Source organism: Arthrobacter sp. GMC3, from assembly GCF_002929305.1.
In the GTDB taxonomy this organism is placed as follows: Bacteria; Actinomycetota; Actinomycetes; order Actinomycetales; family Micrococcaceae; genus Specibacter.
In genome coordinates this window covers 91179-110326 of the sequence record NZ_PJIO01000001.1, presented here as the reverse complement: position 1 = coordinate 110326, position 19148 = coordinate 91179, and the positions used below count along the sequence as shown (strand labels likewise).

General features: G+C 63.3%; 14 protein-coding genes and 1 tRNA gene. 12 read left to right on the top strand and 3 right to left on the bottom strand.

Annotation, left to right across the window (positions count from 1 at the left end):
- Positions 1–71 precede the first annotated feature (71 nt).
- The 5 genes from CXQ94_RS00510 to CXQ94_RS00490 all read left to right on the top strand — a co-directional run bounded on the left by CXQ94_RS00510 (position 72) and on the right by CXQ94_RS00490 (position 6552).
- A complete protein-coding gene (locus tag CXQ94_RS00510; RefSeq protein ID WP_104086274.1) occupies positions 72–1994 on the top strand; it encodes an ABC transporter ATP-binding protein in 1923 nt (640 codons plus the stop codon).
- Positions 1991–3844, top strand: a complete 1854-nt coding sequence (locus CXQ94_RS00505; protein WP_104086273.1) for an ABC transporter ATP-binding protein — start codon at positions 1991–1993, stop codon at positions 3842–3844. Before CXQ94_RS00510 ends, CXQ94_RS00505 begins: the two co-directional genes overlap by 4 nt.
- Positions 3845–3947: 103 nt before the next feature.
- Positions 3948–4024: transfer RNA gene (locus CXQ94_RS00500), tRNA-Pro, on the top strand.
- A gap of 146 nt (positions 4025–4170) precedes the next feature.
- Positions 4171–4527: a zinc ribbon domain-containing protein YjdM gene (locus tag CXQ94_RS00495; RefSeq protein WP_104086272.1), complete on the top strand. Its 357-nt coding sequence runs from the start codon at positions 4171–4173 to the stop codon at positions 4525–4527.
- Between the two features lie 30 nt (positions 4528–4557).
- Entirely contained in the window at positions 4558–6552 is a 1995-nt protein-coding gene (locus tag CXQ94_RS00490) for a DUF6541 family protein (protein ID WP_104086271.1), read from the top strand.
- 72 nt (positions 6553–6624) lie between these two features.
- On the opposite strand, the gene CXQ94_RS00485 is transcribed toward CXQ94_RS00490, so the two are convergent.
- On the bottom strand, positions 6625–7791 hold the full coding sequence (locus CXQ94_RS00485) for an ROK family protein (RefSeq protein WP_104086270.1): 1167 nt from the start codon (positions 7789–7791) through the stop codon (positions 6625–6627).
- Positions 7792–8055: 264 nt separating this feature from the next.
- Here CXQ94_RS00485 and CXQ94_RS00480 point away from each other — a divergent pair, with 264 nt between their 5' ends.
- Positions 8056–9312: a helix-turn-helix domain-containing protein gene (locus tag CXQ94_RS00480; protein ID WP_181034008.1), complete on the top strand. Its 1257-nt coding sequence runs from the start codon at positions 8056–8058 to the stop codon at positions 9310–9312.
- A 6-nt stretch (positions 9313–9318) separates the two neighbouring features.
- Here the strand turns inward: CXQ94_RS00480 and CXQ94_RS00475 are convergent, their stop codons facing one another.
- Positions 9319–10302, bottom strand: a complete 984-nt coding sequence (locus CXQ94_RS00475; RefSeq protein ID WP_104086268.1) for a phosphoribosylaminoimidazolesuccinocarboxamide synthase — start codon at positions 10300–10302, stop codon at positions 9319–9321.
- Positions 10303–10311: 9 nt separating this feature from the next.
- Positions 10312–11604, bottom strand: a complete 1293-nt coding sequence (gene purD / locus CXQ94_RS00470; protein ID WP_104086267.1) for a phosphoribosylamine--glycine ligase — start codon at positions 11602–11604, stop codon at positions 10312–10314.
- Between the two features lie 245 nt (positions 11605–11849).
- On the opposite strand from purD, the gene CXQ94_RS00465 reads away from it, so the two are divergent.
- The 6 genes from CXQ94_RS00465 (at position 11850) to purM (ending at position 19145) form a co-directional block, all read left to right on the top strand.
- Positions 11850–14294 (top strand): S1 family peptidase, encoded by a 2445-nt coding sequence (locus CXQ94_RS00465; RefSeq protein WP_104086266.1) that lies wholly within the window; start codon positions 11850–11852, stop codon positions 14292–14294.
- A gap of 151 nt (positions 14295–14445) precedes the next feature.
- Positions 14446–15450 carry an asparaginase gene (locus CXQ94_RS00460; RefSeq protein ID WP_104086265.1) on the top strand — a complete coding sequence of 335 codons (1005 nt, stop codon included), beginning with the start codon at positions 14446–14448 and terminating at the stop codon, positions 15448–15450.
- A 134-nt stretch (positions 15451–15584) separates the two neighbouring features.
- Positions 15585–15938 (top strand): sterol carrier family protein, encoded by a 354-nt coding sequence (locus tag CXQ94_RS00455; protein WP_104086264.1) that lies wholly within the window; start codon positions 15585–15587, stop codon positions 15936–15938.
- A gap of 57 nt (positions 15939–15995) precedes the next feature.
- Positions 15996–16346: a hypothetical protein gene (locus tag CXQ94_RS00450; protein ID WP_104086263.1), complete on the top strand. Its 351-nt coding sequence runs from the start codon at positions 15996–15998 to the stop codon at positions 16344–16346.
- Positions 16347–16413: 67 nt separating this feature from the next.
- A complete protein-coding gene (gene purF, locus CXQ94_RS00445) occupies positions 16414–17979 on the top strand; it encodes an amidophosphoribosyltransferase (RefSeq protein WP_104086262.1) in 1566 nt (521 codons plus the stop codon).
- A gap of 23 nt (positions 17980–18002) precedes the next feature.
- Positions 18003–19145: a phosphoribosylformylglycinamidine cyclo-ligase gene (gene purM / locus CXQ94_RS00440; RefSeq protein ID WP_104086261.1), complete on the top strand. Its 1143-nt coding sequence runs from the start codon at positions 18003–18005 to the stop codon at positions 19143–19145.
- Positions 19146–19148 lie beyond the last annotated feature (3 nt).

Genomic DNA, 19148 nt, shown 5'->3' with positions numbered 1-19148 from the left:
GGAAGCGCTATCCGTGCCCCCTTCCGTAATCCGGCAACAACTAGGCCGTTCCGCACGGTCTGAGAAGTGACATGGCGCAAACAATCAACACCACCTTGTTCGACTCACTCCGTAAACTGGCACCCCACATACGGCCGGTGCTCCCGCGCCTCATCCTTGGGCTTGTCAGTGCACTTGCGGCCAGTGTTGTGGCCCTGCTCATCCCTCAGGTGTACCGCGTGCTGATCAACACCGCACTTCACCCCGGCGGAGCCAGCACCGGGGTATGGATCGCGGCCGCCGTGGTCCTGGTCCTTGGGCTGCTAGAAGTCTCCTTTGTGTGGCTGCGCCGGCAGTTCGTGATTGTGCCGGCCACCACCGTGGAAACCAAGATGCGCACAGGGTTCTACCGGCACCTGCAGTCGCTGGCCGTCGAGTTCCACGACCGCTGGGGTTCCGGGCAATTGCTGAGCCGGGCCATGAGCGATCTGAATTTCATGCGGCGTTGGATGGCCTTCGGAGCCATCATGCTGGTAGTCACCACCCTCACGGTCACCATCGGTGTGGGCCTGATGTTCTCCATGAGCTGGCAGCTGGGCCTGATTTTCCTGGCGGCAGCCCTCCCCATTGTCATCTTCGGCTTCCGGTTCCGCCGCAACTACGGCCGCGTGAGCCGCCAAAGTCAGGACCAGGCGGGCGACCTTGCCACAGCCGTCGAGGAGTCCGTGCACGGCATCCGCGTACTCAAGGCCTTTGGCCGTGGCAGGGAAGCCCTTGACGCGTTCTCCGTGCAGGCCGAGGAACTCCAGGCCACCGAAATTCACAAGGCCAAGTCCCTCGCCGTCTTTTCGCTCGTGGTGACCCTACTCCCCGAGCTTGCCCTGGGCTCCGGCCTGGTAGTTGGCATCCTTCTCGTTGCCAATGGCCACCTCGACGTCGGCACCCTGGTGGCGTTCTTCGCAACCGCCGCCGTGGTCGCCGGCCCCGTTGAGGCCATGGGCCCGCTCATGGCCATGACACTTGCCGCCAAGACCGCTATCGACCGCCACTTTGAGGTCATGGACGCCCAAGACACCATCAAGGACCCCGCCAACCCCAAGAAACTGGCGAATGTGCACGGCGAACTCGTCTTCCACGACGTGCATTTCCGCTACCCGGACACTCCAGCAGACAAAGCCGACATGCTCAACGGCGTGGACCTGACCCTGCGGGCCGGGGAGACCATGGCGCTGGTAGGGGTCACAGGCTGCGGCAAGAGCACACTGGTCCAGCTCGTCCCCCGGCTCTTTGACGTCACAGGCGGCTCCATCACCCTCGACGGCGTCGACCTGCGCGAGCTGGCCGTGCACGATTTGCGCACCCACGTTTCGATGGCCTTCGAAGACACCACCTTGTTCTCAAACTCGGTGCGCGAGAACGTCCTGCTGGGTGCTGCTACGCACCCCGGGAAAACCGATGACGAAGTCTTGGCGCAGGCCCTAGATGTGGCCCAGGCGGAGTTCGCCTATTCCCTGCCCGACGGCGTCGAAACCCTGATTGGCGAGGAGGGACTGAGTCTCTCCGGCGGCCAGCGCCAGCGGCTGGCCCTGGCCCGGGCTATTGCCGCCCGGCCCACCGTGCTGGTTCTCGACGACCCACTTTCGGCCTTGGACGTCAACACCGAGGAGCGGGTGGAGGCCCGGCTGCGCGCCGTGCTTGAAAGCACCACCACCTTGATCGTCGCTCATAGGCCATCAACCGTTGCCATGGCGGATCGGGTTGCCGTCCTCCAAGACGGCCGCATCACCGCCGTGGGCACCCACACGCAACTGCTCGCCACCCATGAGCACTACCGGTACGTTCTGGCCAGCCTGAGCGAGGAACCCAAGGATTTGGACTCCGACGACGAGCCAGAGCCACCAGCCACACATGTTTCCGACAGGATGGGTGCCACAGTATTGAACGCCAGCAACCAGCGCGCCGGCGACACCAACTTCGACGACTTTGACGAAGATTCCCAGGAAGTGAGCGCATGAGCCGGCCAACCCCCACCCCCGCCGGGCCGCAGGGAACTGCCAACGAGGACAGCGTGGACCTGAGCCGCGCCGACAGCAAGGCGGTGCGGCAGCGCTCGGTACGCCTGCTGGGTTCGCTGCTCAGCCCCGTGAGGGCACGGTTCATCTGGACGGTTATCCTGGTCCTGCTCTCCCAGGCAGCCCGCGTCTCGGGTCCGTTGCTCATCGCCTTCGGCATCGACAACGCACTCCCTGCCCTGACAGCCTCACCCGCCAACCCCACCCTGCTGATCTTGACCGGTGGAGGCTATGTTGTGGCCGCACTGGCAGCCTCCACCCTGACTGCCGCCTACCTGACGGCCACGGCCAGGCTGAGCCAGGCCATGTTGCTGGATCTACGTCTGCGCGTCTTCCGCCATACCCAACGCCTCAGCCTTGAATTCCACGAAAAATACACCTCGGGGCGCATCATCTCCCGGCAGACCTCCGATCTTGAGGCTCTGCGTGAACTGCTTGATTCGGGAATCTCTTCGTTGGCCTCCGGCATCATCTTCATGCTGTTTACCGCCATCACCATCTTTTCCCTGGACTGGATTACCGGGCTCATTGTGCTGGCGGCCGGCGTGCCCATGTTCTTCCTGGCCCGCTGGTACCAAAAGCGCTCCCAGGCGGCCTACCGGTCCTCCCGGGTGGTGTCGGCCTCGTTGATCGTGCACTTCATCGAGACCATGACCGGCATCCGTGCGGTCAAGGCCTTCCGCCGCGAGGCCGACAACGCCGCAAAGTACGACGAGCTGGCGGAGGACTACCGCACCGTCACAGTCCGTTCCATCAACCTCAACGGCGTCTTTCAACCCGGGCTGGTGCTCATTGGCAACGTCACAGTGGCCGTGGTGTTGCTGGCCGGCGGGTTCCGCGTGATCGACGGCGGCCTGGAAGTTGGCGCCCTGCTGGCACTGTTGCTGGCCACCAAACGCTTCTTCCAGCCGGTGGACCAGATGGCCATGTTCTATAACTCCTTCCAATCGGCCCAGGCGGCACTGGAGAAAGTGTCGGGCCTGCTTGAAGAGGTTCCCACGGTGCGCCCGCCCAAGCATCCCGTTCCGCTGCCCCATCCTGAAGGGCACATTGTGTTCAAGGACGTGGAGTTTGGTTACGGCGACGGCCCCTTGATCCTGCCCCGGCTGGACCTCGACATTCCAGCGGGACAGACTATCGCCGTCGTCGGTCAAACGGGCGCGGGCAAGTCAACGTTGGCCAAACTCATCGCCCGCTTCTATGACGTCAGCGCCGGTTCGCTAACGCTCGACGGCGTCCAGTTGCGTCAGCTGTCCACCGAGGACTTGCGCAGGGCCATCGTCATGGTCACCCAGGAAGCGTTCCTGTTCAGCGGCACCGTGGCCGAGAACATTGCCTTGGGTAACCCTCGCGCCAGCCGTGCGGAGATTGAAGCGGCGGCCAAGGAGGTGGGTGCGGACGAGTTCATCCGAGATCTGCCCGACGGCTACGACACCGACGTCAACAAGCGTGGCGGGCGCGTGTCCGCCGGGCAGCGTCAGCTCATCTCCTTTGCCCGCGCGTTCCTTGCCAACCCGGCGGTGCTGATCCTTGATGAGGCCACCTCCTCCTTGGATATCCCCTCCGAGCGCATGGTGCAGGCCGGCTTGCACAAGCTGTTGGGCGCCGACGGCGACGGGCCCGGGCGCACGGCGCTGATCATTGCGCACAGGCTCTCTACCGTGGCCATCGCGGACAGGGTCCTGGTGGTTCACGACGGCAAAATCGTCGAAGACGGATCGCCCGCCGACTTGATCTCCGAGGGTGGCCGCTTCGCAGCCCTGCACGGGGCGTGGCAGAACTCCTTGGTGTAACAACCTCGGCCGCCCTTGCCCGATTTCGCGTAACAGGCCTCCGTCCGCTATTCTTGAGAGGTTGCTTTTACGGACCTTCACCGGTCGCGGCGAGGCAATGGATCGGGGTGTGGCGCAGCTTGGTAGCGCGCGTCGTTCGGGACGACGAGGCCGCAGGTTCAAATCCTGTCACCCCGACCAATTCATCAAAGGCAGTGCCCACGGGCGCTGCCTTTGATGTTTAACGATCATCGCGCCCGCTCCCCGTTCTCGCTACAGTTCTACCGGGCGCGAGACCGGGGGCCGGGGGCGGAAATGGAAGCTTACCCACCGGCTAGACTAGGCCCATGAATGAGACACTGCCGCCCTGCCCGGTCTGCGCCAGCGAGTACAGCTACGAGATGGGCGAGCTACTAGTCTGCCCAGAGTGCGCGCACGAATGGGCACCGGGGGACGTAACGGCTCAGGACAGCGGTGAGAGCGAAACCGTGGTGAAGGACGCCGTGGGTAACATCCTGGCCAGTGGGGACACGGTCAGCATCGTCAAGACCATGAAGGTCAAAGGCAGCCCGCAGGACCTGAAAATTGGTACCAAGGTCCGCAACATCCGTCTAATTTCTCCCGTCAATGGCCACGACATCGACGCCAAGGTGGACGGCTTTGGGCCCATGAAACTCAAATCCAGCGTCGTCAAAAAAATCTAGACTGCCCGCCACCACGTACAGGACCGTCCCATGACGACATGGCTTCAAGCGTTGCCGGCATTTGCGCTGGCACTGCTGATGCTCGGCGTGCCCGGCGCAGCCGTCATGGTGGCGTTGCGAATCCGCGGGCTGATCGCCCTGTGCCTGGCCCCCTCCATTTCTGTGTCGATCATCGCCGTCAGCGCCATCGTGGCCCCCTTGATTCACCTGCGCTGGGACTGGCCGGTGGTCGTTCTGGGCACCGCCGTGACCACCGCTGGCGCCTACTTTGCCCGGCGTTTCATTCCGGCCCTGCGCTCCACTTCCGTACCCAGCAGCGAATCCGAGGCGGGCAGGGGGACCGTTATGGCCGGCGTCGTGGGGGTCCTTGCCGCCCTGGCCATTACGACGGCGGTCTTGATGCTCTCTGCCGTGAATCCGGAACAATTCACGCAGGGTTACGACTCCGTTTTTCACCTGAACGCCACGGCCTACGCCGTCCAGACGGGGAACGCGTCCTCCTTCCACATCTCGGAATTCATCCTTCCCACCGTGCAGAACGTGTTTTACCCGGGCGCCTGGCATGGGCTGGCAAGTTTGCTGGTGGTGCTCACCGGGATCAGCATTCCGGCGGCAACCAACATCATGTGGCTGGCCGTGGCCGGGGTGGTGTGGCCGCTGGGATGCGTATTCCTGACCCGCATTTTGGTGGGTGAAAACCGCACGGTTCTGGTCGCAGCCGGCGCCCTTGCGGCTGCGTTCCCCGCCTTCCCGTACCTTTTGCTGCAATATGGTTCCGCCTACCCCAACACACTTTCCAACGCCGTGGTTCCCGTCGGGATCGGGCTGGTGCTGCTGATTATCCGCCCCGCCATGCACACGGCACTTGAACCCGCCATGGCCCTGGCACTGGTGGTGCTTTACTTACCCGGCACCGTCACAGCACAGCCCAACGGGATCTTCAGCATCATGCTGGTGCTCACCCCGTTGCTGGGGTTCCTGATCTTCGCCTGGTTGCGCACGGGGTTCAGGCATGGTCGGCGGCACGGCCTACGGCGTATTGGGCTGGTGCTCCTGGCTGTGGCACTCTGCGTGGGATTCCTGGTCCCGCTGCCGCAGATCCGCAGCCTGTTCAACTACACCAGCCCCGAAATCATGACTTTCCCACTGGGCCTGCTCCGCAATTTCACCCATGCCCCAAGCCCGGTGGTATTCCCCGCTATTGCACTGACCTTGCTGGTGCTGGTGGGAGTGTGGCTCGCGTTCAAGGTCCACAAAATGCGGTGGCTGCTGGGCTCACTGATCCTTGTCAGCTTCACCTATCCCATGAGCGCCGGCACCAACTTCAAACTTGCCAACTGGGCCATGGCTCCGTGGTGGGACAACCCCGAACGGATCGCAGCGTTGATGCCGCTGATCGGGGTCCCGCTGGCCGCAATTGGGCTGGGCTGGTGCGTGGAACGGCTCCTGGCCAAGTCTCCCCGCCGCCTGTCCCTGGTTTCGACCGGCGGCAGGAAGATCACAGCGGTGGCCGTTCTCGTCGTCGTCCTCGCCGCCACCAACCCAGGCCTTTGGCAAATGAAAACCGCCCTGGCCGGTGTCTACCATGTGCCCGATGAGCCCAACGGCGTGGCCCAGATCGACGCCCATGAGCTGGCCCTCATCCACCGCCTGGACGAATACACCTCCCCCGATGACGTGATCGCGAACAACCCGTACAACGGATCGGCCCTAGCCATGGCACTGGCTGGACGGCACATGCTGTTCCCCTACAGTTCCCAAGGGGACCTGAGCCCGGACCTGTTCACCGTCCGATTCTGGCTCAACCGGGTGGGTAGTGACGAGGGCGTCTGCGCAGCGGCCACACGGCTGGGAGTCACCTACCTGCTCGACTTTGGCACCGACTACATTCAGGCGTTCAAGGACCCCATGTCCTTGTACCCGGGCGTTACCCTGGCCGGTGGCACCAGCGGCTTCACCCTAGTTGCCCAGGATGGTCACGCTGCTCTGTACGAACTCACTCAATGCGCGGGAGCCCCCCGCTAGTCCCCACGCCCTCCAATTTGGCTCGCCAGAGCGAGCCAAATTGGGGCCCCGGGCGCGTGGGCTACGGCAAGGTCAGGCTCTCCAGTGCCGCAGGGCCATCAGGGCCGCACCGTCGCTGCCGGCGGTGGGAACATAGCTGGCCATGTCAATGCTGGTGGTCCGCGGGCCTATGTCAAGGTGCTGTTCGGCCAGGGCCTGGCGGGCGGGAGCCAGGAGCCGCTCACCAAATTGTGAGAGTTCGCCAGCAACCACCACGCGGTTTGGGTCCAGCAACACGCAGGCGCTGACCACGGCCCGGGCCAGCAAGCCGCCCGCCCAATCCACTACCTCACAGGCAACGGAGTTCCCAGCCTCTACTGCCCCGGCAATGGCCTCGATGGATTCGAAGGCTTGGCCCCTTTGCCCGGCTTCCTGGAGGACATTTGTCTCGTTCAATAGCCGTTCCAGACAGCCTCGGCGTCCGCACCAACACTGGGGTCCGTCAAAGTCCACGCTGATGTGTCCGATTTCCCCGGCGATTCCGTTGCCGCCACGCAACAATGACCCGTTCACCACTACCGCCGAGCTGATGCCTGCCGAGAGGACCATGTACAGCAGGTTCTCACTGGTGTTTCCAGGGGCCAGGGCCTGCGTCATCGCCGCCAGTCGAATGTTGTTATCCCACAGCAGAGGCACGCCAAGTACTTCGCGCAGAGGATCCAGTGTGGCTCCTTGAGGATCAAGCTGGCGCTCCCCGCCGTCGGCGAGCGATCGCGGATCGGCGTGCCGGCTGGCAATGCCCACGCCCACGCCCAGCAAGGTAGCGGGCGTAATCCGGCCCTCTTGCACCATTTCTGCCAGGAGCGCGGCCGCCTGCGTCACCTTCTCGGCCATGCCAAGATTGTCCGCCAGACTCCGTTGCTCACTGTTCAGTGTGGCGCCGTCGTACCCCTTCACTGACACACTGATTCGGCGCCGTCCCAGCTCGACGCCGACGGCGGCGCCCGCGTTGGGATTCAGGGTCAGGACTTTGGTGGGGCGCCCGTTCCGTCCAGTGCCGTAGATTTCTTGATCGTTTTCGCTCAAGACCCCACGCTGGCGCAACTCACCCACTATCGCTGAGAGGGTGGTGCGGGAGAGTTTCGTATCGCTTTCCAGGTCCTTGCGAGTCCGGCTACCGTGCGTCACCAGCGATTCCAGCACGCGAATCTCATGCCTGCGCCGTACCTCCGCCAACGCGCTGTCCTCACGTGTCAGCACGGTACCTCCCTCTTTCGTGACTCAAGTAGCGGTTATCTCCGCCATCAACCGGCCATCCATGAACCGTTTGCCCCAGGCGCACAGAATCACTTATGTAAAGTCTATTGTCCTTAATGCTAACCATCTTGACACACAATCACAGGATTATGCGGAAGGACTAAAAAGTTGAACATTGAGAACAATCCTCAATTCTTACACCAGCTTTTTCCAAGAACGCTTAGAGTGGACTCTACGGTCTTTATGTTCTGTGAGAGGAATCATACGGTGGGCAGCGGTTTTGGCGAACGACTCAGGCAGGAACGTCTTGAGCGAACACTTACACAGGGAGAACTCGGCGGCGCCTTGTACTCGGCCAGCTACATCTCCCTCTTGGAGTCAGGCCACAGAGAACCCACCGTGGAGATCATCAAGGCGCTCTCACAGCAGCTTCAGCTCTCTTCCCACACTCTCCATGCGTGGGCGCAGACGGCATCGCCGCAAGAATGCGAGTACTTGGTAGCGTCCCTCAATGCCTGGCAGTGCTGGGACACCCGGGATTTCCTCGGCGCAGCCCACAATGCCGAGAATGCCGCGATCAAGGCAAGTTCCAGCATGGACGCTGTCATGTGGTGGAACATGACCTACCTGCAGGCCACTGCCCTGCTGCGCAACAGCGATCTCACCGAAGCGGTGGACATTCTCAGCAGATTGCTGGAACATCCTTTGACCGCCGAATGCGATTCACTGAACCTGCGTGCCCGCCAGGTCATGGCTGCGGCACTCCTGGGCATGGGCCGCCTCAACGACGCAATCTTGCATGCGAGCCTCGCCGTCGAGATCGGCGCAGGTGCGTCCGAAGAGCAAGCGGCCGCTTACCTTATTGCGCTACAAACACTCATAGGGGCTCTGGCCGAATCTGGCCAGCTTGAGGAGGCCTGGAACTATTGCCTCACCCTCAATGACGTCCTCACGGAGGCAACCCCCGCCCAGACTGCCGGAGAAATGCACTGGGTCATCGGAAATGTTGCCTTCTTCCGCAATGATGTCACCCAAGGGATCCACCACCACTCCTTGGCCAGTAGGTTGCTGTCGCCGGCCCAGGATCTGGCACGATGGGCCCAGTTCAATAAGGCCACGGCGTGGGTGCGGCTGGCCGCAGGAGTGGTGGAGAAAGATACTCTCCAGGCGATCGAACGCAGCGAGCTGGCTCATTCTGTGGTCGGGGCATCCGCCACTGAAAGCCTGGAGGTGTCTTTATTGCGCGCTAGGTGGCTCTATCTCAACAGGGAACTGCCGAAGGCACTTGATTTGCTGACGATCGTCAACGCCCAAAAGGAGCATCTGGGGTCCCACACCGCTGGCGACACGGCCTTGTTGCTGGGACAAGTCCTCAAAGCCATGGACCGAACAGACGATGCCCTATTGGCCTTCGCCGACGCAAAAACTCTCTTCACAGAGGCGGGAGCCGGCGACCGAATCTCTCAGGCCTTGGACAGCATAGTGGAGCTTTCATCCAGCCGCCAGGCACCCGACGCACCTTAAGTTTGGTTAGAGGAACGTCTTCCCGGTGAGCCGTTCATAGGCTTCCACATATCTGGCACGGGTTCGCTCGATGACATCTGCTGGGAGAGCCGGGGGCGCGGTGTCCGAATTCTTGTCCCAGCCAGATTCCGGCCCGGCCAGCCAGTCACGGACGTATTGCTTGTCAAAGCTTGGCTGTGCCGCTCCCGGAGCCCAAAGCTGCGCATCCCAGAAACGGGAGGAGTCTGGCGTCAGGACCTCATCACCCAAGGTGACGACGCCGGTGGCCGGGTCCGTACCAAACTCGACCTTGGTGTCCGCCAAGATGATGCCGCGTTCGCGGGCGATCTCTTCGGCACGGGTGTAGATTTCCAACGACAGCTCACGCAATGTGGCCGCACTGTCCACGCCCACAGTGTCCACCATGGTTTCGTAGCTGATGTTTTCATCATGCTCGCCCACCTCGGCCTTGGCGGAGGGGGTGAATATGGCTGGTTCCAACCTTGAACCATCAGTCAGACCAGCAGGCAGCGGCAGGCTGCAAACTGTCTGGGACTGGCGGTATTCGATCAGACCCGAACCGGTCAGGTAGCCGCGAACGATGCACTCGATCGGGAACATCTCCAACTTCTTGGCCACCATGGCCCGCCCGGCAACGGCTGCCGGGACGCCGTCTTCGACGGAGGAGGCCACCACATGGTTGGCCACGTTGAGCTGGTCAAACCACCACAGGCTCAGCTGGGTCAGGATGCGTCCCTTGTCGGGAATCTCGCTCGCCAGGATGTGGTCGAAGGCGCTGATCCGGTCGCTCGCCACCACCAGGACGACGTCGTCGCGTCCGGCAAAAGGTGCCTGCGAGTTCTCGGTGCCGCTTTGGCCCACGGCCCCGAGGGCCCCGGAGCGAGCCTGCGAGCTCTGGGAGGGGCTGGGGACGTAGAGGTCGCGGACCTTGCCGGAGTAGACGTGCTCCCAGCCGGGCAGGACGGGGGCTGTGGTTGCTGCGGAAGTCATGTATGTTCCTTATGCCTGGGCGGCTGAGCCGGCCACGGTGATCTCGCCACGGGCGGCCTTGGCGGCGATGTCTGTGCGGTACTGGCCACCCTCCAAGGAGATCTGCTCAATCCCCTCGTAGGCTTTTTCACGGGCGTCTTCCAGATCGACGCCCAGGCCCACCACGGCTAGAACCCGGCCGCCGGCACTGACTGTATTGCCGTCGTCGTCCGTGGCAGTTCCGGCGTGCAGGACATGCACGCCGTCGAGCCGGTTGGCCTTCTTCAGGCCGCGAATCCGGTCCCCTGTGCGCGGTGTTTCGGGGTAGTTTTCGCTGGCGAGGACGACGGCGACGGCGGTCTCGGGTGCCCAGCGCAGCTCGTCGATCTCATCCAGGTGGCCCTTGGCGGCCGCCATCAGAACACCGCCAAGTGGTGTCTTCAGCCGGGCAAGGACGGCTTGGGTTTCCGGGTCACCGAAGCGGGCGTTGAACTCGATGACTCGGGTGCCACGGCTGGTCAGGGCCAGTCCGCAGTAGAGGACGCCGGTGAAGGGCGTGCCGCGGCGGGCCATTTCGTCGATGGTGGGCTGCGCCACCCGGTCGATGACGTCCTGGACCAGGTTCGCGGGGGTCCATTCCAGAGGCGAGTAGGCGCCCATGCCGCCGGTGTTGGGGCCTTCGTCTCCGTCAAAGATGCGCTTGAAATCCTGGGCGGGTGCGAGCGGGACAACCGTGCGGCCATCTGCCAGGACAAAGAGGGAAACTTCGGGGCCGTCGAGAAATTCCTCAATGACCACGGTGCCGCCCACGTCGAAGCAGGACTGGGCGTGGGCCAGGGCTTCGTCGCGGTTGTCGGTGACGACCACACCCTTGCCGGCGGCCAAGCCGTCGTCCTTGACAACGTAGGGGGCGCCAAAAGTGTCCAAGGCATCTGCTGCCTCGTCGGAGTTGGTGGCAACCCTGGCCATGGCGGTGGGTACCTGCGCCTCGGCCATGACAGTCTTGGCGAAGGCCTTGGATGCTTCGAGCTGGGCAGCTTCCTTGCTTGGTCCAAAGACAGGAATGCCAGCCGCCTGCAGGGCGTCAGCCACGCCTGCGGCCAGCGGAGCCTCTGGCCCCACCACCACCAAATCCGATTCAAGTTTGCGCGCCAGTGCCGTCACAGCGGCCGGATCGCTGGCGTTGATGCTGTGCGTGGGCACAATTTGCGCGATTCCTGCGTTGCCGGGCGCCGCATGGACCTCGGTAACGTTGGGGTCGCGTAGTAACGAGCGGACAATGGCGTGTTCGCGGCCGCCGGGGCCAATCACTAAAACCTTCACGGTTCAAGGGTACTTGGCTTCGGGACGTGGGCCGTAAAGTGACGTTTTCGCTGGACGACCATTGCTGTGGCGCCATAACAGGGCCCAAGGACGTAATGTGGCGTCACTGACCGGAAATCCTTGCACGCCCTCACCCGCCTTGGTAGCTTTTGATGGAATTGCCTAAGTCGTCACTCTCAGTAGGCAGAACCCTTGGCGCATGGCATTCATGACCAGCACTTTTCATCTTTTCAGGGGGACCACAGATGCAAGCTTCCACGCGCGCCCACTTCAGGCGCACCGGTGCGGCCTGCGCCGCAGCTGCGGTGCTGATCGGCGGAACCTTTACCGGCGGAGCAGCCTCGGCCGCACCCTTTCCGGAGCCAACGCCTACCTCGACTGCCACACAGCTCGCCTCGAGCCCCGCCACCGAGGCATCGTCATTGCCCGGTGGCCTCGGCGAGGCACTGCAACGCGATTTGGGCATGAGCGTTGAGGAGTTCAACGCCCAGGGCGCACTTGCAGAAAAAGCGGCTGCTATCCAGTCCAAGGTCGTCGCGGCAGACCCCGGCGCCGTTGTTTCCCTTTCCGGCGACACCATCAAGGTCCAGACCACGACCCCCGACGTGGCCAAATCTGCGGCCGGTGACGCCAAACTTGCCATTGCGGCGCCTGCCACGTCATCCCCGTCCAAGGTTGACGCCACCGGTGTTGATGCACTCTTCAACGATTACGTGGCCACATTCGGCGCAAAGAATCTGCTGTCAGTTTCGGTCAATACCAAGGGGGAATACGTTATCCGAACAGGCGAACCGACGCCTGAGACCTTTGCCGGATCCCTAGGGTCATCCGTTGCAGACTTCGCCGCCAAATACGGCAATGTGGTGCTTGAGGAAGCCAACGGCCCCGCCAAGGCTACCTATGCTCCTGGCGACCCTTTCGCTTTGGTCAACGGCCAAGGCTTTGTTGCTCTGAACCCCGCGACAAGCGGAGGCGTCATCTGCAGCACCGGATGGAATGGCTTTAATAAGGCGGGCGCCCCCGCCATCATTTCTGCGGGCCACTGTTCCTTGGATGGGGCCGCGGTACCAGCGCTGCTTACTAATCCTCTGTCGGATGAAGCGGTGACCGGCGATCCAAAAATCCAGGCTCAGCCAATGGCATTGCTTGGCATGATGGGCTTCTCCCAGTTTGGCGGCCCCAACAACACCAGGACCACAGCCAATCCCGACAATATCCATGCCGAAGGCAATATCGGCACGGATGTCTCCGTGATTGACAGCATTGGAGCTAACTTCAGCCAGGCGCCGAAGGTGGCAAAGTGGACGGGGGCTGCGGGCTGGACCGCACCGGAACAAATCTCCACCGATCCCGGTAATGTAGCCGTAACGGGCGTTGCACCTGCCGTGCTGGATGCCCCCGTGTGCAAGTCGGGCCGCACCACTGGCTGGACATGTGCAAAAGTCGATGAGCTTGGGGCCTATGTCATTGCAGGCATCAACTACCCGTCGGCAGAGAATCCCGGCGGAGATCCAGCGGATCTGCGCGCCGTTCGAGGCTTTATGTCCATCACCGACACCGTGATGAGCGATCATGGCGACTCGGGAGGCCCCGTGATTTCCGGCAATGCCGCTGTCGGCATTGTCAGCGGTGGCGGGAAACTGAACGATGGCAAGAACTTTGCCATTACGGCAGACCTGCAAACGGCCCTTGCGGCAACCAACGGCTACACCGTGAAGATTTTTCTGAATAATCCCGCAGTGACCCCCGGCACCGTCTACCGCCGCGGCGCCATCAACGGCACAGTTGCCGACGCACCCGCAGGCACCATCGTCACAGTCACCATTGACGGCGCCCCCAAGGATGTTGCCGTTGGATCCGACGGCACATGGAGCATCCAGGCCCCCAACACGTTTGGCACTTTTCCCATCACGGCGCAGGCCAAGAACGGCTTCAGTACCTCGGGCATCATGAAGGCCTCGATTGAGGTCATCAAGGAGACCGCTCCGGCCTTCACTGCCCCGGCATTGAATGGAACTTCCGCCGCCCCGGTCACGGCCATCACAGGAACCGGCATCGCCGGTGCCACGGTCTCTTTGACGGGCGACGTCTCCGGCACCGCCGTGGTTGGTGGCGATGGCACGTGGTCGGTGGCCGTCACGCCGGGCCTCGGCGTGGGCAACTACACGGTCATCGCCACGCAAACGCGCGCCGACTGGACCGACTCCCCGTCCGCTACAAACAGCTTCAAGGTTGTCCCAGCCGCCCCGGCGGTCACCTCCCCCACCAATGGCCAGCAGTTCGGTGCCAGCCAGGGCCCCACCGTTATCTCAGGAACCAACATCGCGGGCGCGGCAGTGACAGTGACCGTCGACGGTCAGCAGCACAGGGCTACGGTGACCGGTACCACCTGGAGCTTCACGTTTAGCCAGAAGTTCGGCGCAGGAAACCACAGCATCTCGGCCGTACAAAACGTTGATGGCGTGGATTCCCTCATTGCTGCCTCCAACTTCACTGTGCTGGCTGCCCCCGTACCGGCCGGCACTACCGAACCCACCCCGACAACGGTCCCCGTCGTGATCAACAATTTGGCCGCCACCGGCGCGTCCAGTTCAATGTTTGTGGTCGGTGGCGCCGGGGGCCTGCTGCTTCTGGGCGGCGGGGCAACCTTGCTATTTCGCCGCCGCAAGGACGGAAAGGACCGTTCGTAGGCTCTAGCTCGAGGGGCTGAAAACTTCATGTGGCGGCCATCACTACCCGCAGAGCAGGCCGCCGCCGCTGACAAGCCAGCTGGCGAGGCTCCCCTGTTCCTCAAGGAATCCGCTGGCCTCGCCACCCCTTTATAGTCGCTAGGATGACACCATGATCCAAACCTTCCGGGCGCACGACGCCGTTGAACTCGCCGTCCTGGAACGCAGTGGATTTGTGGAGTCCCGTCACCTGGGCTCCGCCGTCGTACTGGCAGGGGACGGCTCGGTGGTGACCAAGCTGGGCGACATCAACGCACCCATTTACCCCCGGTCATGCGTGAAGCCTTTTCAGGCGCTGGCCGCCATGCAGGCCGGCGTTCCACTGCGCGGTGCACAGGTTGCCATCGCCGCCGGCAGCCATACCGGCTCCCTGGAGCACATGGACGTGGTCGCGGGAATGCTCAAGGCCGCCAATCTCACCGAATCCGCACTTGGCTGCCCCGCAGCCTGGCCCACGGACCCGGCAGCGCGCACCTGGCTGGTCCGCACGGAACGCGGGAAGTCCAAACTGGCTATGAACTGCTCCGGCAAACACGCCGCCTTCTTGTGGGCCTGCACCGAAAACGGCTGGGACACGGCAGGCTACTTAGAGCCCAACCACCCTATGCAACGGGCCGTTCGCACGGTTATTGAGGAATACACGGGTGGGCCGGTACTCCACACTGGCATTGACGGTTGCGGTGCGCCGGTGCTCGCGGTGACCCTCAAGGGGCTGGCGCGCGCCTTCACCACACTGGCCAAGGCGCCGTCGGACAAGCATGCCAACGCCCGTGCCGCCACGATTGCCACCTCCATGCTTGATTACCCGTGGGCAGTGGAAGGCCATGGCCGGCCAAACACGGTGGTCATGGAGGACCTGGGCGTCCTGGCCAAGATGGGCGCCGAAGGTGTCCTGGTTATGGCGACCGCCGCTGGCGCCAGTGTGGCCGTGAAAATGCTTGACGGCAATGGCCGCGCCGCGTCCCTCGTGGGCCTGACACTACTGGCGGCAACAGGTGCCCTGGATGTCCCCGAGGTGGCGGGCGTACTGAGCAAGGTGGTGCCTCCAGTTTTGGGCGGCGACCGGCCCGCCGGTAGCTTGCGGTTGGGGCAGGCCGTCAGCGCCCTCCTGGACTAGTCCCCGCCTGCTCCCACATCTCGCAAGCTCGCTGCGGGTCCCTCGCAGGCGTGGGCCCAACCAGAACAGAGTCCGGGAGGCCCGCTTCTAGTACCGCCAGCCCCGTCTTCAACTAGTTTAAGGAAGTAACGCCAATGGTTGCCCGCCGTCGCATTGACATCGCCGAGGGACGGGCCGCCCTGGCCACGTGGCAACGGGGAGAGGCCCCCCGCGCCGTCACGGCCACGGCGGTGCGTTACTCGCTGGAAGAAATCACCGCCCGAGCGCCCGGGAATTCGGTGGAAGTCCGGGTCCCACCCTTTGGCGTCACGCAATGCATCGCCGGGCCCCGGCACACGCGCGGCACCCCGCCCAACGTTGTGGAGTGCGACGCCGAAACCTGGCTCGCACTGGTGACCGGCACCTTGGACTGGGGCGACGCCGTCGGACGGGGACTGGTGGCCGCCTCGGGTCTGCGGGCCGAACTGTCCGCCGAGCTCCCCTTGTAATACTGGCCGCGCACACCCGACGCAAGGGCTTCGCGCGAAGGCGGGTACCCTTAAAGCATGACTTCCCAGCCTGTTGACCCCTCTGCCGACGCCGCACCGACACCGGCTGTTCAGCGGACCATCAAGGTCCGCCGCGCACCCAAGTTCGTGCCGTTCATGATTGCCGGCGCACTGGTGGGCGTGGTCGTGGCAGGAATTTTCACCATGCTCTCACCCGGTGTTGAACAATTTGAGCCCAGTAGCATCTTCGGTTTCTTCACGGTGCTGCTGATGGTCCCCGGCGCAGGCCTGGGCGCCATTGTGGCGTTGGTGATCGATCGCCGAAGCGTGCGACGGGCGCAGACCGCCGTCGTGGAATCCGTTCCTGACAACCAGGACGAGCCGGGAGCTGGCGAAGAAAGCGTTTGAGCCACATGGCATAACGCAGGTCACAGTAGGTTAGAGACCTGCGTCATTACATGAGATAATTTTTCTCGTGGCACGCGGAGACGGAAAACTATCCCATGATCTTTTACCCGGCGAAAAGGGACCTCAGGACGCTTGTGGCGTTCTGGGCATCTGGGCACCCGGTGAAGAGGTTGCAAAACTAACCTATTACGGACTGTATTCACTACAGCACCGTGGTCAGGAATCGGCTGGCATCGCGACAAGCGACGGCAAGCGGATCAGTGTGTACAAGGACATGGGACTCGTTTCCCAGGTTTTTGACGAACCCACGCTGAACACCCTGACGGGGCACATGGCTGTGGGCCATTGCCGATATTCCACCACCGGTTCCTCGAACTGGGCCAACGCCCAGCCAACCTTGGGCGCCACCGGAAGCGGCACTGTCGCCCTGGCGCACAACGGCAACCTGACGAACTCAGCCGAACTCTACGACATGGTGCTGGCGCAAGAAGGTGTCCCCACCTCAGGCGAAATGGCGCAGGGCAACACCTCCGACACCGCCCTTGTCACCACCTTGCTCAAGGGCCGAGAAGGCCGCTCCCTTGAGGCCACGGCCATGGAGCTGTTGCCCAAGGTCCACGGCGCCTTCTGCTTCGTCTTCATGGACGAACACACCCTTTACGCAGCCCGCGACCCCCACGGTGTGCGCCCGCTGGTCCTTGGACGCCTGGAAAACGGTTGGGTGGTCGCCTCCGAAAGCGCCGCATTGGCCACCATGGGCGCCAGTTTCATCCGCGAAATTGAGCCCGGCGAATTCATCGCTATCGATGAAGATGGTGTGCGCACCCAGCGCTTCGCCGAACCCACCCCGGCCGGCTGCGTCTTTGAGTACGTCTACCTGGCACGCCCTGACGCCACCATCGCAGGACGCTCCGTTTACGAATCCCGCGTTGAAATGGGTCGCCAGCTGGCCCGCGAAAACTTGGCCGTTGCGGACTTGGTCATCCCGGTCCCCGAGTCCGGCACCCCGGCGGCCATCGGCTACGCCGAGGAGTCAGGCATCCCCTTCGCGCACGGCTTCGTCAAGAACGCCTACGTGGGGCGCACATTCATCCAGCCCAGCGAGACTCTGCGCAAGCTTGGCATTCGACTCAAGCTCAACGCGCTCGAGTCCGTAATCCGCGGCAAGCGCATTGTGGTGGTCGATGATTCGATCGTCCGCGGCAACACCCAGCGCGCCGTCGTACGGATGCTCCGCGAGGCCGGCGCCGCCGAGATCCACGTCAAGATTTCCTCCCCGCCCGTGCGGTGGCCATGCTTCTACGGCATCGACTTCGCCTCGCGTGCGGAGCTGATCGCCAACGGTGCGGCCATTGACGAGATCAGCAAGTCGATCGGCGCGGACTCCCTGGCCTACATCTCCGAAGATGGCATGATCGATGCCACCTTGCAGCCGCGCGAGCGCCTGTGCACCGCATGCTTCACGGGAACCTACCCGATCGAGCTTCCCTCCAGCGACCGCCTGGGCAAGAACCTGCTCGAGCGGACCAAGCCGGCCAACTCCACCACCTCCACCGGTTGCGATCCGGGACCTGATGCGGAACTGGAAACCATCCTGACCGATCAAGACCGCACCTCCGCAGACGGCTCCTAAGAAAATCGCAGGAAAGAGACGCCATGACCAACGCCTCCCAGGACCCCACGTCCATCACCTACGCCAGCGCCGGGGTTGACACCGAAGCAGGGGATCGCGCCGTCGAGCTCATGAAGGAAGCCGTCAAGGCGACCCATGGACCCTCCGTCATCGGCGGCTTTGGCGGATTCGCCGGCCTCTACGACGTTTCCAAACTGCTGACGTACAAGAAGCCGTACCTGGCAACTTCCACGGACGGCGTGGGCACCAAGGTGGCCATCGCCCAGGCCATGGACATCCACGACACCATCGGGTTCGACCTGGTGGGCATGGTTGTCGATGACATTGTGGTGGTGGGCGCCGAGCCGCTGTTCATGACCGACTACATTGCCACCGGCAAGGTTGTCCCCGAGCGCGTGGCGGACATCGTTCGCGGTATTGCCGCAGCCTGCAAGGTTGCCGGCACCGCCCTGGTGGGTGGCGAAACTGCCGAGCACCCGGGCCTGTTGGCACCTGATGAGTACGACGTCGCAGGTGCTTGCACCGGTGTGGTCGAGGCCGACTTGTTGCTGGGTCCCGAACGCGTCCGTGCCGGCGATGTCATCATCGGCATGGCGTCCTCGGGTCTGCACTCCAACGGTTACTCGCTGGTGCGCCGTGTCATCAACCACGCCGGTTGGGCCCTGGACCGCCAGGTTTCGGAGCTTGGCCGCACCTTGGGTGAGGAACTCCTGGAGCCCACCCGCGTGTACGCCGCCGACTGCCTGGACCTGACCCGCTACCTGCCGGTCACGCAGGAGAAGGCCGTTCATGGTTTCAGCCACGTCACAGGTGGCGGTTTGGCCGCGAACCTGGCCCGCGTGCTACCGCAGGGCCTCATCGCCACGGTGGACCGCTCCACCTGGAGCCTGCCGGCCATCTTCAACCTGGTCTCCCAGCTGGGCAATGTGCCGTTGGCCGACTTGGAGCGCACGCTGAACCTCGGCGTGGGCATGGTGGCCGTGGTTTCGGCCGATGCCGCCGACGCAGCCGTGGAGCGCCTGAACTCCCGCGGCGTGCCGTCGTGGGTCATGGGTACTGTTGCGGCCGAGTCCTCCGATTCGATCAAGACCGGTTCTGATTACACCCAGGGCGCCAAGGGTGTCGACGGCGGCGCCGTTCGCCTGGTGGGCAACTACGCTTCCTAGCAA

Excerpts from the sequence above, each read along its gene's own strand:
- CXQ94_RS00465 (WP_104086266.1), top strand. The coding sequence starts at position 11,850 with ATGCAAGCTTCCACGCGCGCCCACTTCAGGCGCACCGGTGCGGCCTGC.
- CXQ94_RS00490 (WP_104086271.1), top strand. The coding sequence starts at position 4,558 with ATGACGACATGGCTTCAAGCGTTGCCGGCATTTGCGCTGGCACTGCTG.
- CXQ94_RS00495 (WP_104086272.1), top strand. The coding sequence starts at position 4,171 with ATGAATGAGACACTGCCGCCCTGCCCGGTCTGCGCCAGCGAGTACAGC.
- CXQ94_RS00505 (WP_104086273.1), top strand. The coding sequence starts at position 1,991 with ATGAGCCGGCCAACCCCCACCCCCGCCGGGCCGCAGGGAACTGCCAAC.
- CXQ94_RS00475 (WP_104086268.1), bottom strand. The coding sequence starts at position 10,302 with ATGACTTCCGCAGCAACCACAGCCCCCGTCCTGCCCGGCTGGGAGCAC.
- purM (WP_104086261.1), top strand. The coding sequence starts at position 18,003 with ATGACCAACGCCTCCCAGGACCCCACGTCCATCACCTACGCCAGCGCC.
- CXQ94_RS00510 (WP_104086274.1), top strand. The coding sequence starts at position 72 with ATGGCGCAAACAATCAACACCACCTTGTTCGACTCACTCCGTAAACTG.
- CXQ94_RS00455 (WP_104086264.1), top strand. The coding sequence starts at position 15,585 with ATGGTTGCCCGCCGTCGCATTGACATCGCCGAGGGACGGGCCGCCCTG.
- CXQ94_RS00450 (WP_104086263.1), top strand. The coding sequence starts at position 15,996 with ATGACTTCCCAGCCTGTTGACCCCTCTGCCGACGCCGCACCGACACCG.
- CXQ94_RS00460 (WP_104086265.1), top strand. The coding sequence starts at position 14,446 with ATGATCCAAACCTTCCGGGCGCACGACGCCGTTGAACTCGCCGTCCTG.